Genomic DNA, 14,586 nt, shown 5'->3' with positions numbered 1-14,586 from the left:
AATTTTCAATCTATCAATAATAAGTTTTGCTGCCATGTGCATGTAAAAAGGCAGGAATCAAACCCGTGAGTGCAGCACGAATATCAGCACGCTCATTGATTAACTGATGCGAACCTTCTTCTAGCATCAGCAAAGTTTGGAGCCGGAATTTACGCCGGATAAATTCGATATTATAACGCCAGTCGACAGTCTGATCCTGTGCACCCTGCGCCAGCCAGACTGGAATACGACAAGCCGGACGCGCTTCCATTTCCAGCATCCAGCGTGACATCGCTAAAATCCAGTCCATGCCCATTATTCGCGGTTGTAATGGATCTTTAAGCCGGATAAAACGCAAAAACTCCGGATTATGGTTATTGCGTCTGAAATGTCGGGGAACTTCACGTTTGATTCGGCTAATAATGCCCAATCCGACCGAATTATGCCACCAGGCAGTTTTAGCGGGACGAATCAATGGTGATAACAATAAGACTCGTTCAACAAAAGGATTTTCACGACGTTCCGCAAACTCCAGTAAATGGTGCATCCAGATCGCACCGCCGGTACTCTGCCCGATGCCGACCCAAGGTTTAGGTAATTGTGAAGCGTGCTGCACATAACGATGTACGGCATGTAAAACCTGCTGATAATGATCAAAATTCTGAATGCTGGCAGGTGAACCATCACTCAGACCATGTCCCGGCAGATCATAGGTTAATACGCTAAAACCCTGTTCCAAAAGCTCTTTGACAATGGGCTGATAAATGCCGCTATGTTCCAGATAACCATGCAGCAAAAAAGCGGTTCCCTGAATCTTATCAAAGCGGGTATTTTCCAGATTTGGCTCAAACACCTGTACATGTAACCTGAATAAAGGCATCTGTACATAGCCCTGCCAGTGTTTGCAGTCCAGTAAATCAAAACCATAAAGCTTGCGATAGGACTGCAGATCAATCGGCGGTTCATCACTACGATTCAGGTTTAAAGGTGGCAAGAGTTGAGGCGTAACATCCCGACTCGGAATGGGTAAATCCAGCTGTTTCAGAATGATGGGATTTAAAAATGGGATATCAGACATTATGGCACCTCCCGACAGTCACTGGATCCAAACCACATATCGCGCATGGTCGCCAACATTTCATAATTGGCACGACGACTGTGATCATAATTTTGTGCACTTGGACGCCATCGTGTCAATGGCGTTGGCATCGGCGCTTCTACCGGAATGGTTTGTATGCCATTTAACGCAAATAAACGGCGGGTACGCGGCATATGATAACGATCCGTAATCAGAATCACTGTAGGCGCTCCACCTTTCTTTTGTAATAATAATGAACTGAAACGGGTATTTTCACAGGTGTTCATGCTGCGATCTTCCAGTAATTTGGCATCGACACCATGATTTTTTAACCAGCGCTGCATATACGGCGCTTCGACCCCACTCAGAACAATCGGCAACTGGTAATGTTTCTCTACTGCCAGCGTGGTTTCCAGCCGTAGTCGCGTATAGTTATTGACGACAATTTCTTTGCCGTGGTCATCTAAAGTTAATCCACCACCCAATACCACAATGGCATAAGGCTGGGAGCTATTCGCCGGTTTAGCCTGCTGTTGCTCTTGTAGTAAAGCCAAGTCCTGCTGGATTTCCTCTCCATCGGTTTCCTGTACCGAACTGGCTTCGCCTTGTTCCAGCGGATGCGTTGTCAGAAACTCCATATATTGCTCAATACGTTCCTTGTTTTCACTACTGTCCCACTCCAGCAATTCCCGGACATTTGCTGTCGGATCGACTGGTTCTGCACCTTCCTGTGAGGACAATAACGGCACCTGAGCAGGTGGACTTTGCTCTGCTTTTTGATCCTGCTGCTCGCGTTGATATTCTTCAATTACTTGCTGCAGTGCTTTATAACGCGCCTGAATCAGCATCAGGTTGGCAGAATTATTTTGCTGGATATCCTGTTCCATGACCTTTAAATAAGCCTGACGGGCAATCCACAAATCAGAGCCAGGTTCCAGATTTTCATGCTCGCTTAACGCTGCCATTTTCTGGCTTTGGGCGGCGACTTCATTTAGCTCTAAGGAGACAAACTGGTTTAAGCCCTTGACGATCATTTTTGAGTAAAAAGGCGTATAAACCAACACCAATAGACAGCCGCATAGCACAAACAGTCCAGTGACAATTTGTAGCAAACGTACTATCCAATGGGTGTTTTTCATGTTATTCCTCTTCCTGATGAGAGCGGATCAGACCATTTTTATCAAACAATACAGGTTCAGGTTCCAGCATTAAACTAAATTTTTCCCAAACCGATTGCTGTACCGCACGATACGTTTTACGGACATCGGTGAGAGAGGCTTGACCATAATTCACCAAGACCAGCGCCTGTTTGTGGAACATACCGACAGGGCCCAACTGTTTGCCTTTCCAGCCAGCCTGATCAATCAGCCAGCCCGCTGCCAGTTTAACTTGAGCATTGGCTTGCTGGTAATGGGGTAAATTCGGGAAAGATGCAGCAATTCGGTCAAAGACCGCCTGACCAACTACAGGATTTTTAAAGAAGCTGCCTACGTTGGGAAATTCCTGCGGATCAGGCAATTTACTCTGACGAATCTGAATGACTTGTTGCTGCAGGTTTTCTGCTGTGAGCTGATCGCCGACCGCAGTCTTCAGATCACCATAATTCAGTTTCAAATCTGGCTGTTTAAGTAATCTAAAAGTCACATGGGTAATCACATAACGGTTAGGATCATCTTTAAAAATACTATGCCGATAGGCAAACTGGCAATCTGCTGCCTGAATCGAAGTAAACTGTTTCAGCTGACGGTCATAGAGCTCAACGGAATCGATAAACTCGCCAACTTCAACGCCATAAGCGCCAATATTCTGTACTGGCGATGCACCGACCCGTCCCGGAATTAAAGCCAGATTCTGTAGACCATATAACTCCTGTGCCGTGGTCCAGAGCACGAAGTCATGCCAGCCTTGACCACCGCCTACACATAAGCGCTGCGACTGATCATCAGCATCCAGCATTTCAATGCCCTGAATATCCATATGCAGAACCAGTGCATCAATCTGCTCCGGCAACAACATATTGCTGCCACCTGACAGGATCAGTACATTGAGTTGCTGCTGTTCAGCAAAATCCAGTGCCGCCAGCAAATCAGCAGTGGACTGAATTTGGGCATAGTATGAAGCAACTGCTTCTAAATTTAAGGTATTAAAAGGTTTAAGTTGAACCTGGGTTTGAATCTGCATCGCTTAAACCTTGTGTAAATTCTGTTTAAAAATCTCAATCCATGCCCGGCTGCTAGACTCACATTGATCAAGCACCCGTTCAAAGCCATCCGCTTCGCCATAATAAGGATCGGGTAACGCCTGTTTTGGATAAATCTGATCATGTTCACTCATCAATGCCACGCGTGCACGTATATGACCAAACTGAGTTTCTACCAGACGCTGTATGTTCTGAATATTGGATAAATTTTCCAGATCCATCGCCAGAATCAGATCATAATCAATAAAATCGTGTGGAATGAGTTGACGTGCGCGAAGTGCTGAAAGGTCATAGCCACGTTTCAGCGCATGCTTTTGGCTACGCAAGTCCGGTGCCTTGCCCGGATGATAATTACTGGTTCCGGCAGAATCGACCACAATGTTCAGTTGCTGTTCATCACAATAATGTCTGAGTACAACTTCTGCCGTGGGAGAGCGGCAAATATTTCCCAAACAAACACATAACACCTTGTATGGCGTTCTGGATGACATAAACAACCTCAGAGCTACTTTATTTTAAGGATTCTTATGTTAAGTTATTTATATACTGATTCCTATCTTACAACCATAGAATAATCTCGTATTTGCAATAAAAAAATCAAGGATATCGCCATGAATCGTTTTCAGTTTCAAACCGTCCCCAATATCATTGCCGGACTAGGCACGATTCAGGAATTATTTAAAATTCTAAAAAATGGCCATTATCAACGTCTTCTGCTAGTGACTGACCCGGGGATGCTGAAGCAGCAATTACATCTGCCGCTTCTTGATATTATTGAATCTGCCGGGCTGGAGTACGTGATTTACTCGGATGTTCAGGCCGATCCGCCCGATACAGTGGTGCTTGAAGCGGCGGCTTTTGCAAAACAGGAAAATATTGATGTGGTGCTGGGCTTTGGTGGTGGCAGCTCGATGGATGTGGCCAAACTCATTGCAATTTTGGCGCATCCCGAGCAGCATCAGACACTGTCCGATCTGTATGGCGTTGATAATGCTACCGGACCGCGTTTAGCTTTAATTCTGGTACCGACCACCGCTGGAACAGGTTCGGAAGTGACGCCGATTTCGATTGTCACCACAGGTGAAACGACCAAAACTGGCATTGTCGCGCCCATTCTCTATGCAGATATTGCCATTCTGGATGCAACCTTTACCCAAAATCTTCCGGCACAGATCACTGCCGCCACCGGCATTGATGCCATGGTGCATGCCATTGAAGCTTATACCTCAAAACACAAGAAAAACCCTTATTCGGATATGCTGGCCAAACAGGCTTTAAGATTACTGAATGCCAATCTGCAGCGCGTGCTACAAGACGGATATGATTTAGATGCGCGCCAAAATATGCTGGTCGGTTCCATGCTGGCTGGACAAGCCTTTGCCAACGCACCGGTCGCTGCCGTACATGCGCTGGCTTATCCGCTTGGTGGACATTTTCACCTATCACACGGGCATAGCAATGCACTGGTTCTAACCGAAGTATTAAAGTTTAATGCGCCAGCGACCAAACAGCTCTATGCGGAATTAATGACCTGGCTGGATCCCCACAGTAAAGGTTGTCATGATGGCCTGACCGATCTGTTTATTGATCATTTTAATAATCATCTGATGCAAAGCGGTTTGACCCTGAAACTAAATCAGTTGAATGTTCCGGAAGATATGCTGCAGGTCATGGCAGAAGATGCGATGCAACAAAGTCGGCTGTTGCAGAATAATCCACGTGAACTCAAGGTGGAGGATGCTTATCAGATTTATCAGGCGATCTATGCCTAGACCAATTTCCACCTAAGCCTTATCTAGCTGAGGACTGAATACTGATGAAAGCCACGATTAAACAGCGCGAGCACTATACATTTTTCTTGCCCATTCAAACTCGATGGGCAGACAATGATCTGTATGGCCATGTCAACAATGTGACTTATTATAGTTATTTTGATACCGCAGCCAATGCTCTGCTGATTCAGGAGGCCGCTTTTGATCCTAAATACTCCCCGATGATTGGACTGGTGGTCAGCTCTAACTGTCAGTTTAATCAGGAACTGTCTTATCCGGAAATTATTGAAGTTGGCGTGGCCATTGAAAGCATGGGAAATTCATCACTCAGCTATGATCTGGCCATTTTTAAACGCAACTCGGATACAGCCGCTGCGCAAGGCAATTTTGTTCATGTATTTGTCGATCGCGAAACACGAAAAAGCACCCCGATTCCAGTCGAAATGCGGGATGCTTTATCTCGATTTTTGATGCCTTAAAATCCAACCTATTTCAACTGAATATTTTGCAACTCACCATCGAACTGCTGTAACAGGTCACGTACTGCCGGTTCAGCATGTAACAGCTCTTCGGCACGTTTAAAAGCACGCGCCTTACGCTGATGCTGCATGGTATAGGGCGTGAGCTGATCCACATTTTCAAATTTCACCTGGAAGTGTGTTTGCGGCCATTGCTGTTGTAAGGCCGCTTCCAGATTATGTTGCAACTGGGTCAACAGCTGCTGGTACTGTTCAGGAATATGGAAAACGGATTCACCATTCATCTGACCAGTCATGATGCCATACTGCGCCAGTTCCTGTACTGCCGGAGAAAGCTGGCTGTTACGGAACCAGTACTCCCATTTTTCTACGCTCCACTCACCTTCCAAGGCTTGTTCAGGTATTTTCAGAATATCCTGTGGCATCAGATTCTGCGTATTTACATCTTGAGAAATATCTTCCAACAAAGCTGTCTGTGCGACTGGCTGAACCGGCGCTGTATTCTCAAGAGCAGGCTGAGCAATCGATTCCTGTGAAAGTTCTAATTCCGGTGCAGCAAGACTAAATTCCTCATCAGCAGACATGAGGTCTTGTACTGGCTCACTAGGGATGACAGCATCTGCAGGAATAAACTCTTCAAGCAGGAAATCATCCGAGCTGCTGCTGGTAGCCGCTGTTTCTGTGGTGATCTCGATTTCATCAAAACCAAATAAGCCTTTGTCATCATTTGGATCAAAAATAATTTGATCACTAGACTGCACTTCTTCAATGGTGGTCTGAATTACTACGGGCTGGACAGATTCAGGCTCAGTGATGCTGGTTGGCTCGTCTTCATCCAAAAAATCATCCGAAGAAGGTTCAGACGCTGATGCGAAATCAATCTCCTCATCTGTCTCATCGTCCAGAGAAAAATCATCAAATACAGGCTCCGCTTCAAATGATTGTGTTTCTACGGACTCAGATTGAAGTTGTGTCTGAACGGGCTGCTGTAGACGTGTTGTACTGGTTGCTGCCTGTTGCGGTGCAGTCTCCTGCATCACCGGAATTTCGCTTGGCTGTAAGGGACGGAAAGCCAATAAACGTAGCACCGTCATCTCAAAACCTTGTTCCTGCGTAACTGCAAGCTGTAAATCGGCACGCCCCTTACAGGCAATCTGATAATAGAGTTGCAGGTCTTGTGCTGAAATTAGAGCCGATAATTGCATGATCTTTTGATTGATCTCTGCACTGTATTTCAGGCTCAGATCTGGCAGGTACTGCAATAAAGCCAGTTCATGCAATGTCGAAATCAGCTGGTCGAGCACCAACGATACATCCAGAGCCTGCTGGCGGAACTGCAATAATAACTCGCTAACACGTGCTTTCTGGTTCTGGTGAATCGCCAGAATCAGGTCATAAATAATGGTGCGGTCAATCAGACCGAGCATGTCTTTGACATCCTGATGCTGAATCGCACCCTGACCATAGGCAATCGCCTGATCGGTCAGAGACAAGGCATCACGCAGAGAACCTTGCGCAGATTCAGCAATCTGCCAGATCGCATCCTGATCAGACTGAATGCTTTCTTTGCTAAGAATATTGCCCAGATGTTCGGTAATTTCATCGACTGCCAATGGACGCAAAGTAAATTGCAGACAGCGAGAAATTACGGTAATTGGCAGTTTTTGCGGATCAGTGGTTGCAAACAGAAATTTGACATGTTCTGGCGGTTCTTCCAGCGTCTTTAACAGCGCATTGAAAGAATGCGTGGACAGCATGTGCACTTCATCGATCAGGTAGACCTTAAAGCGGCCTTGAGTCGGTGCATAAGGAACATTGTCGAGCAGCTCGCGGGTATCTTCGACCTTGGTGCGTGATGCTGCATCGATTTCGATTAAATCAATAAAACGACCTTCATTGACTGCGGTACAGGTCGCACAGACCTCACAAGGCGTCGAGGTAATACCGGTCTCGCAGTTCAAGCACTTCGCCAAAATACGTGCAATCGTGGTTTTTCCGACACCACGCGTTCCCGTAAACAAATAGGCATGATGCAAACGGCCACGTTCGAGCGCGCTGGTTAAAGCACGTGATACATGGTTTTGCCCCACCAATTCATTAAAATTACGAGGACGGTATTTTCGCGCAAGTACTTGATACATGTATGCTCCTTTTTACAGGTCTAAGCATACTGTTTTTTTATAAAATAGTGAATGAAAAGTATAATTTATGAATCTTATTCAATTTTATCAATTTGATTTAAATCAATTATTTTAAAACTATTACTTGTATTTGTACTATTAGTGATAAGAATGGCTTTATCTTTACCTATTCCCAATAATTTATAATTACTTTTTATATTATTATCCTTTTTAATTTTTACCTTAGGTGAATCCTGAAAATTGATATATCTGTACTCACCATGCAAGATCGCAGCAATAATTAAAAGGAATCCTGAAACAAATAATCTAATATTTCTAGTAATTGAATTATCCATCACTAAAACTATCGAAATCCCAAGTAAAACCCCTGAAATACAAAAGAACAAAATTGAAGCTCTAAATCCAACATATGATGCAAAGATGATCAATAGAATCAAAATCAATAAAATAAAAATTATAAAATTCCGTTCATATTCTTTTCTTTTTTCAATAAGTAATTTTGATAAATCATCGCCCTGTCTAAAGATTATTCTTTTCTTATAAATGATTTTTTTCGTAATATTTTTATATAAAAAATCCAGTAATGTCATCACACCTATTAAGATTAATAAAGTAGCGATAACCTTAAATATATCAAATAAATAGATAGTCGGTGATATTAAGGACATCACCCACATCGCATCTAAACGATAGTAAAAATATGTTTGATTAATTAAGCTAATTATTAAGGCAAAGGCGCTAAAGAAACTTAACGCCTCAGTTATAGTTACTTCTTTTATGATCATAAAATTATACTTTTAATGCGTGATAGAAAAATTTTTCATTAAATTCCCATAAAAAAAGATGCTTTATTAAAATCAGAAGACCGATTCAAACAGGATAAAGTCACTTTGCATCTGGTAGCGTTTGCCTGTTTGATCTTCACGAATTTCCAGAACATGCTTTTTCAGATCGACATAGAGTAGATTCCGGGTATCGACATTCAGCAATTCAATCTTTTGTTGTGATTCATCCTGAAACCGAATATTCCCGCTCATCGTTTCAATTTCATTATGACCACTTAAACTTTCACGCTGTAAAGTAAAGGTCTGATCTTCATTCAAGGTCAAAGCCACTGCCATGCCTGGACAGTCTTCACAACTTGAAAAGCATCCCATACATGGCGTCGTGCCCTGATAATTCCCGACCCAGGCAGGAATCTGAGCTTTGGCTTCCATCACCGTTTTTGCAGCCGGCTGATTCGGCTCCTGACATCCGAATAAGGCACTGCTTGCGACCAGAGGAATCACCAGCACTTTTTTCATTACTTCACACCACAGCCATGGACTGCGCGACAAAATAACATATTTAGCTGATGGGCTAAACTCCCAAATCAGGGATATTTAGCGCCAGCCTTTGCGACCGGTCAGTACCGCATCCGCACAGCGCAAGGTTTCCTGCGTCAGGCCCCAAAGACGGTAGTCTCCGGTCAATGAACCTGTAGGAAAGTTATGTGTATAGGCAAAACTTAAACCGCGCTCAGGATCACACCAGGCACCAGAGCCATTGAAACCCATATGACCAAAACCTTTAGAGGCTTTTCCTAAAGTGAGAACACGGTGATAACCCAATCGCCAGTGCATCGGTAAAGGCATGACCCGATCTCTTGTTTTGTATTGCACCTGACTAAGTCGCTGGAATACCTCCTGCGAGATCAGTTGCTGTCCTTGCCATTCACCACGACTGGCCAGCATGGCATAGATTTTTGCCAGACTCTCTGCGGTAAATACTCCATTGGCAGACGGAATAATCGCTTGTAGACCCTGTTCACTAAAGAAACTAAATTTCTTCATGCCTTTGGGAATCATGGCATCCTGAAAATCCTGTGGACTCTGACCACTCCATACCAAGGCTCGTTCCATCAGGTTTGGTTGCCTTGGCACAGTTTTTTTCGCAGTCTGTGTTTGAGACTTGGCGGCTTTAGGCTTTAAAATAGGTAAGGCCACCCGAGCTAACTCATGCGTCGGTACGCTAAAATAAGCACCATTTAATTGTAATGGCTGTACCAGATATTCCTGCATCAGTTCACCCAGTTTTTTACCAGTCGCTTTTTCTAATACCCCACCCACCTGCCAGCCAAAGGTTAGCGGTTGATAAGCTGCATCCGTAGCAACCTGAAACCGTGGTTCTGCTGCCGCAATCCGGTCCAGCATATGCGACCAGTCAGCCATTTCAGTGGCATCATCAATGATATTACGGATATCAAACAAGCCACTTTGATGGCTCAGCATATGTGCCAAAGTAATCGACCGTTTACCTTTCTGGGCAAATTCAGGCCAGTATTCTGCAACTGATCTATCATAGTCCAGATAACCTTTACTGACCAGAATATGCGCTAGGGTTGCTAATACACCTTTGCCAGTGGAATAGCATAGTGACATGGTATCGGGCTGCCAGTTTTCTGTGGCAGACTTCTTTCCAGTATAAATATCGACAACTTTTTGTCGCTGAAAATATACGACAAGTGCTGCACCACCCTGTTCAGTACGTGCATCCTGTAGGCGGCTAAACTGACGAGCAAGGTCGCGAAAACGCGCATCTACATTGCCCTGATAATTATGCTGATCAGCAAACAGGTAATCTTTAATTGGCTGCATCATTCTATCCATAGAATTTTGATCCCTTAAAATGAAAAAGCCTAAATCGAGTTTAGGCTTTTAATTCAGATTTAAATTGCTTTCACATGACCAGTCACATGCGGCTTCTGGTTCTTGCTGTTCCGGATCAGGAAATCTGTATCATTCGCTGCTTGAGCTGTCAGGAACTCAACTTTAGAGGGTAAATACATCGGCAACTTGAACCAGACATCGGCTTCATAGGCATCCGGCAATGACAGATTAGCCAGCGCTTTGGCTTTGCTCCACATACCATGTGCAATCGCCTGTTTAAAACCAAAAGCCTTCGCTGTAACAGCATGAATATGAATAAGATTAAAATCACCTGAAGTCATGGCATAACGGCGGCCGGTATTTTCTGAAATTTTCCATTCAGTATTCAGCTTATAGTCTGGCATTTTACTTTCTGCCAGTTTTGCAGCAGCTTTAGCATCAGTCTTTTGACGTGAAAGATAAGTCGTTAATGCCTCAACGACGACTTCATTGCCCACTTTGACTGTGGTAATAAAATCAAACTGAACGCCTTTGTCATGTGGCTGTAATTCACCAAATTTGCATGACAAGGTTAAAGTCTCATTTACACCGACTTTACGGTATTGCTTGACCTGATTACGGATATGTACCAGTCCTAAAATCGGGAATGGAAATGCTTCCGAGGTCATCATGTGCATTTGCAGACTTTGAGACAACACGGTCAAATAAATAGCTGGAATATAACCATTATTTTTAAAGCCACATACTTCATTATAGGCTTTTAAATGTTTCTGATCGACCTTGAATGAATCCACCACATATTCAACTTGCGGTAGAACTTTTTCAGCTTTCGGCTTTTTAAAAATCAAGCCTTGAATCACTTTTGGATAGGCTAAATAAGGTTTTGGAAGTTGACTAAAATGGCGCGTATTCATACTGAACCTTTGGAAATATTATCTTTATAAAGTGACCTCTCCTGAGCATACTTCAATCATTGTATGAAAGTGAAGTACTGGAGAGGTTTTGAGAATTCTTGGAATTTTCTCTTTAGAATTTTAATCCCCCTGAATCCCCCTTTATAAAAGGGGGACTTCTCCTTTCTTTTATAAAGAGAGGTCGGGAGAGATTCCATTAAGCCCCTAACAGGCTTTGACCACAGACACGAACCACGTTGCCATTTAAACCAGTTGAAGCCGTAGAAGCAAACATGGCAATCGTTTCTGCAACATCTACAGGTAGACCACCTTGGCTCATTGAGTTCATACGGCGGCCTGCTTCACGGATTGCAAATGGAATCGCAGCCGTCATTTGTGTTTCGATAAAGCCCGGTGCAACACCATTAATGGTTATACCATTTTTTAAGGTTGGTGCTGTAAATTTCACCACACCAATCACACCCGCTTTAGACGCTGCATAGTTAGTTTGACCCAGGTTACCTGCAATGCCTGAAATTGAGGATACACAGATAATACGGCCATTGGCATTTAGACCATCGTTGGAGATTAAATAGTTATTTACACGTTCAATAGCAGACAGGTTAATGTTAATCACCAGATCCCATAGCTCAGGTTTCATATTGGCCAAAGTCTTGTCGCGGGTAATACCGGCATTGTGCACAATAATGTCCAGACCACCCTGCTCAGCTGCTGCCGCTTTTATTTTCTCACCTGCATCTGCAGCAGTAATATCAATGGCTAAAGTTGAACCACCAATCTCACCTGCTACACGATCAAGATCTGCTTGCTGTTGCGGAACGTCCAGACAGATCACATGTGCACCATCACGTGCCAGTACATGAGCAATCGCTTCACCAATACCACGGCTAGCACCTGTGACTACAGCTGTCTTGCCTGCCAAAGGTTTAGTCCAGTCCACATCGTGAGTTGCTGCGCGAGATACGCGAATCACCTGACCAGAAACATAGGCAGAACGTGGAGAAACTGCAAAACGTAAAGCAGACTCAAGATTTGCTTCAGCGCCGGCATCTACATAGATCAGGTTTGCTGCAATTCCCTTTTTAAACTCTTTACCCACAGATTTTACAAAACCTTCCAGTGCGCGTTGAGCAATTGACTGACTGACTGATTTAGCAGTTTCAGGTGTAGTCCCCACAATCACGACACGGCCAGAACTTTGGATTTGACGCGCAATCGGGTTGAAGAAATCATAAAGTGATTTTAACTGTTCTGAATTTTCGATTCCTGAAGCATCAAAAATGACAACTTTGAATTTTGATTCTTTATCGCCCGGATTAAATGCACCCAGATTCAGTCCAGCTGATGCAGCAGCCTGTTGCAGTTCAGCATTGTTACCTGCATAGCTATTGGCATGAATATTTGCCAGAACCTGAGCAATAGCACCAGTCAAGGTACTCGTTGGTGGTGCTCCAATCAATACCGCGCCTTTGACTACAGGTGTAGCAGACTCAAAACGCTCTAAAGAAGTTGGGGATGGCAGACCCAAATTTTTAATGACAAATTTACCAATAGGAGATTTTGCAAAAGTTTGGTACTGATCAGTCATGTTTATTATCTCTCATACAAATTAATTTTTGGTTGATCTAAAGTTATCCTTAAACTTCAGTATGATGCCAGACACTTATATTTCAATAGATCTACCAGATTCCGCCCAATCATACTTGAGATATCAGGCAGATGACTTGACCTAAGCGCAGTCTGTAATGTCATTGTAGTCAATACAGCCTATCTTCTTCTATGCTAATGTAAGCACCAAGAAGACGATCTATTTGCCTGGTAAAGCCTTATGAGCAAAACAACTCAAGATAATCCAGCAGTCGAGAACTCTGCGACAGAAACTGTGTCAAAACCATCAACGCGTAGCAAGCGTAGCACTAAAAATCCTGATACAGTCAATGCCGCAGAAAAAAGTCCGGCTAAAACCACACGTACACGCAGTACATCTGCACGTACCAAAAAAACGACTTCAAGCCAACAAGATTCAACATCTATAACACAGACTTCTGTTCAACAGGAACCAAACATGAGCCAAAATACAGTTCGCCGCGTTGCTATTATCGGTGGTAACCGCATTCCATTTGCACGTTCTAACGGTGCTTACTTTACGGCATCCAATACTGATATGTTCACAGCAGCCCTGAATGGTCTGGTTGAACGTTTTAACCTTCAAGGTCAACGCTTAGGTGAAGTGGTTGCAGGTGCTGTACTGAAACACAGCCGCGACTTCAACATGACGCGTGAATGTGTACTAAATACTGCTCTTGCACCAGAAACCCCTGCTTATGACATTCAGCAAGCATGTGGTACTGGCCTTCAAGCGGCATTCCTGGTCGCGAACAAGATTGCTCTAGGTCAAATCGAAGTGGGAATCGCAGGCGGTGTAGATACGACTTCTGATGCGCCAATCGCTTTTGGTGATGGCTTACGTAAAGCATTACTTGAGCTGAACATTGCGAAAACAGCGAAAGACCGTTTAAAAGCCCTGACTAAAATTAATGTAAAAGACCTGATGGACGCACCAAAAAATGGTGAGCCACGTACTGGCCTGTCTATGGGCGACCATCAGGCGATTACTACACTGGAATGGGGTATTTCCCGTGAAGCGCAAGACGAGCTTGCAGCATCTTCACACCAGAAAATGGCAGCAGCCTATGAAGAAGGTTTCTTTGATGACCTGGTGACTCCATTCCTGGGTCTTGAACGTGACAACAACTTGCGTCCTGATTCTTCAGTTGAAAAACTGGCGAAATTAAAACCGGCCTTTGGTAAGGGCGATGCGCGCACCATGACAGCAGGTAACTCTACACCGCTGACAGATGGTGCTTCTTGTGTGCTATTGGCTTCTGAGGAATGGGCCAAGGCAAATGGCCATGAAGTGTTGGCTTACCTGACTTTCCAGGAAACTGCTGCAGTTGACTTTGTCGAGAAAAAAGAAGGCCTGTTGATGGCGCCTGCTTATGCTGTACCACGTATGCTGGAGCGTGCAGGTCTGAAACTGCAAGACTTTGACTATTACGAAATTCATGAAGCTTTTGCATCTCAAGTATTGTCTACGCTGAAAGCTTGGGAAGATCCGAAATTCTGTAAAGAGCGTTTAGGTCTGGACGCTCCACTGGGTTCAATTGACCGTGCAAAATTGAACGTAAAAGGCTCTTCACTTGCTGCCGGTCACCCGTTTGCAGCAACTGGCGGTCGTATCATTGCGACAGCAGCGAAACTGATTAACCAGAAAGGTTCAGGTCGCGTACTGGTATCGATCTGTGCAGCCGGTGGTCAAGGTGTAACGGCGATTATTGAAAAATAATCTGTTGACCGATCCAATTAAAAAGCCCC

The 14,586-nt window shown here is 44.1% G+C and carries 13 protein-coding genes; 3 read left to right on the top strand and 10 right to left on the bottom strand.

The genetic code is table 11. The features are described 5' to 3' along the window. Nucleotides 1-13 precede the first annotated feature (13 nt). Genes NI462_RS01445 through NI462_RS01430 form a run of 4 tightly spaced genes read right to left on the bottom strand, consistent with a single transcriptional unit; the run spans nt 14 to nt 3,748 of the window. Entirely contained in the window at nt 14-1,057 is a 1,044-nt protein-coding gene (locus tag NI462_RS01445; protein WP_253158824.1) for an alpha/beta hydrolase, read from the bottom strand. Beyond that, nucleotides 1,057-2,196, bottom strand: a complete 1,140-nt coding sequence (locus NI462_RS01440; RefSeq protein ID WP_253158822.1) for a YdcF family protein — start codon at nt 2,194-2,196, stop codon at nt 1,057-1,059. The genes NI462_RS01445 and NI462_RS01440 overlap by 1 nt, the downstream gene beginning before the upstream one ends. 1 nt (nt 2,197) lies before the next feature. Continuing rightward, nucleotides 2,198-3,238 (bottom strand): UDP-N-acetylmuramate dehydrogenase, encoded by a 1,041-nt coding sequence (murB, locus tag NI462_RS01435; protein ID WP_253100592.1) that lies wholly within the window; start codon nt 3,236-3,238, stop codon nt 2,198-2,200. A gap of 3 nt (nt 3,239-3,241) precedes the next feature. Beyond that, nucleotides 3,242-3,748, bottom strand: a complete 507-nt coding sequence (locus NI462_RS01430; protein WP_253100595.1) for a low molecular weight protein-tyrosine-phosphatase — start codon at nt 3,746-3,748, stop codon at nt 3,242-3,244. 120 nt (nt 3,749-3,868) lie between these two features. Between NI462_RS01430 and NI462_RS01425 the strand changes: the two genes are divergently transcribed. Next, nucleotides 3,869-5,029, top strand: a complete 1,161-nt coding sequence (locus tag NI462_RS01425; RefSeq protein ID WP_253158820.1) for an iron-containing alcohol dehydrogenase — start codon at nt 3,869-3,871, stop codon at nt 5,027-5,029. A gap of 44 nt (nt 5,030-5,073) precedes the next feature. Next, complete coding sequence (locus NI462_RS01420; RefSeq protein WP_253158818.1) at nt 5,074-5,508, top strand: acyl-CoA thioesterase; 435 nt, start codon at nt 5,074-5,076, stop codon at nt 5,506-5,508. An 8-nt stretch (nt 5,509-5,516) separates the two neighbouring features. Here NI462_RS01420 and dnaX read toward each other — a convergent pair whose 3' ends face one another. From dnaX to NI462_RS01390, 6 genes are all read right to left on the bottom strand, one after another. After that, nucleotides 5,517-7,649: a DNA polymerase III subunit gamma/tau gene (dnaX, locus tag NI462_RS01415; RefSeq protein WP_253158816.1), complete on the bottom strand. Its 2,133-nt coding sequence runs from the start codon at nt 7,647-7,649 to the stop codon at nt 5,517-5,519. A 74-nt stretch (nt 7,650-7,723) separates the two neighbouring features. Further along, a complete protein-coding gene (locus NI462_RS01410) occupies nt 7,724-8,434 on the bottom strand; it encodes a hypothetical protein (protein WP_243474541.1) in 711 nt (236 codons plus the stop codon). A gap of 72 nt (nt 8,435-8,506) precedes the next feature. After that, on the bottom strand, nt 8,507-8,953 hold the full coding sequence (locus NI462_RS01405) for a copper resistance protein NlpE N-terminal domain-containing protein (RefSeq protein WP_243474542.1): 447 nt from the start codon (nt 8,951-8,953) through the stop codon (nt 8,507-8,509). A gap of 78 nt (nt 8,954-9,031) precedes the next feature. After that, the gene (locus tag NI462_RS01400) at nt 9,032-10,297 is read right to left on the bottom strand and encodes a serine hydrolase domain-containing protein (RefSeq protein WP_253158814.1); all 1,266 of its coding nucleotides are present in this window, start codon (nt 10,295-10,297) and stop codon (nt 9,032-9,034) included. Between the two features lie 59 nt (nt 10,298-10,356). Next, nucleotides 10,357-11,211, bottom strand: coding sequence for a MaoC family dehydratase (locus NI462_RS01395; RefSeq protein WP_253158811.1), 855 nt, complete (start codon nt 11,209-11,211; stop codon nt 10,357-10,359). A 196-nt stretch (nt 11,212-11,407) separates the two neighbouring features. Next, a complete protein-coding gene (locus tag NI462_RS01390; protein ID WP_253158810.1) occupies nt 11,408-12,799 on the bottom strand; it encodes a 3-oxoacyl-ACP reductase in 1,392 nt (463 codons plus the stop codon). A 240-nt stretch (nt 12,800-13,039) separates the two neighbouring features. Between NI462_RS01390 and NI462_RS01385 the strand changes: the two genes are divergently transcribed. After that, nucleotides 13,040-14,557, top strand: coding sequence for an acetyl-CoA C-acetyltransferase (locus NI462_RS01385; RefSeq protein ID WP_253158808.1), 1,518 nt, complete (start codon nt 13,040-13,042; stop codon nt 14,555-14,557). The last annotated feature ends 29 nt before the right edge of the window (nt 14,558-14,586 follow it).

Origin of the sequence: Acinetobacter lwoffii (assembly GCF_024129715.1) — a bacterium.
GTDB classification, from domain to species: domain Bacteria; phylum Pseudomonadota; class Gammaproteobacteria; order Pseudomonadales; family Moraxellaceae; genus Acinetobacter; species Acinetobacter lwoffii_U.
This window is presented reverse-complemented; position numbering and strand designations above follow the sequence as displayed.

What these genes read in the sequence shown, in the direction of transcription:
- NI462_RS01445 (WP_253158824.1), bottom strand. Translation starts at nt 1,057, where the DNA reads ATGTCTGATATCCCATTTTTAAATCCCATCATTCTGAAACAGCTGGAT.
- NI462_RS01440 (WP_253158822.1), bottom strand. Translation starts at nt 2,196, where the DNA reads ATGAAAAACACCCATTGGATAGTACGTTTGCTACAAATTGTCACTGGA.
- murB (WP_253100592.1), bottom strand. Translation starts at nt 3,238, where the DNA reads ATGCAGATTCAAACCCAGGTTCAACTTAAACCTTTTAATACCTTAAAT.
- NI462_RS01430 (WP_253100595.1), bottom strand. Translation starts at nt 3,748, where the DNA reads ATGTCATCCAGAACGCCATACAAGGTGTTATGTGTTTGTTTGGGAAAT.
- NI462_RS01425 (WP_253158820.1), top strand. Translation starts at nt 3,869, where the DNA reads ATGAATCGTTTTCAGTTTCAAACCGTCCCCAATATCATTGCCGGACTA.
- NI462_RS01420 (WP_253158818.1), top strand. Translation starts at nt 5,074, where the DNA reads ATGAAAGCCACGATTAAACAGCGCGAGCACTATACATTTTTCTTGCCC.
- dnaX (WP_253158816.1), bottom strand. Translation starts at nt 7,649, where the DNA reads ATGTATCAAGTACTTGCGCGAAAATACCGTCCTCGTAATTTTAATGAA.
- NI462_RS01410 (WP_243474541.1), bottom strand. Translation starts at nt 8,434, where the DNA reads ATGATCATAAAAGAAGTAACTATAACTGAGGCGTTAAGTTTCTTTAGC.
- NI462_RS01405 (WP_243474542.1), bottom strand. Translation starts at nt 8,953, where the DNA reads ATGAAAAAAGTGCTGGTGATTCCTCTGGTCGCAAGCAGTGCCTTATTC.
- NI462_RS01400 (WP_253158814.1), bottom strand. Translation starts at nt 10,297, where the DNA reads ATGGATAGAATGATGCAGCCAATTAAAGATTACCTGTTTGCTGATCAG.
- NI462_RS01395 (WP_253158811.1), bottom strand. Translation starts at nt 11,211, where the DNA reads ATGAATACGCGCCATTTTAGTCAACTTCCAAAACCTTATTTAGCCTAT.
- NI462_RS01390 (WP_253158810.1), bottom strand. Translation starts at nt 12,799, where the DNA reads ATGACTGATCAGTACCAAACTTTTGCAAAATCTCCTATTGGTAAATTT.
- NI462_RS01385 (WP_253158808.1), top strand. Translation starts at nt 13,040, where the DNA reads ATGAGCAAAACAACTCAAGATAATCCAGCAGTCGAGAACTCTGCGACA.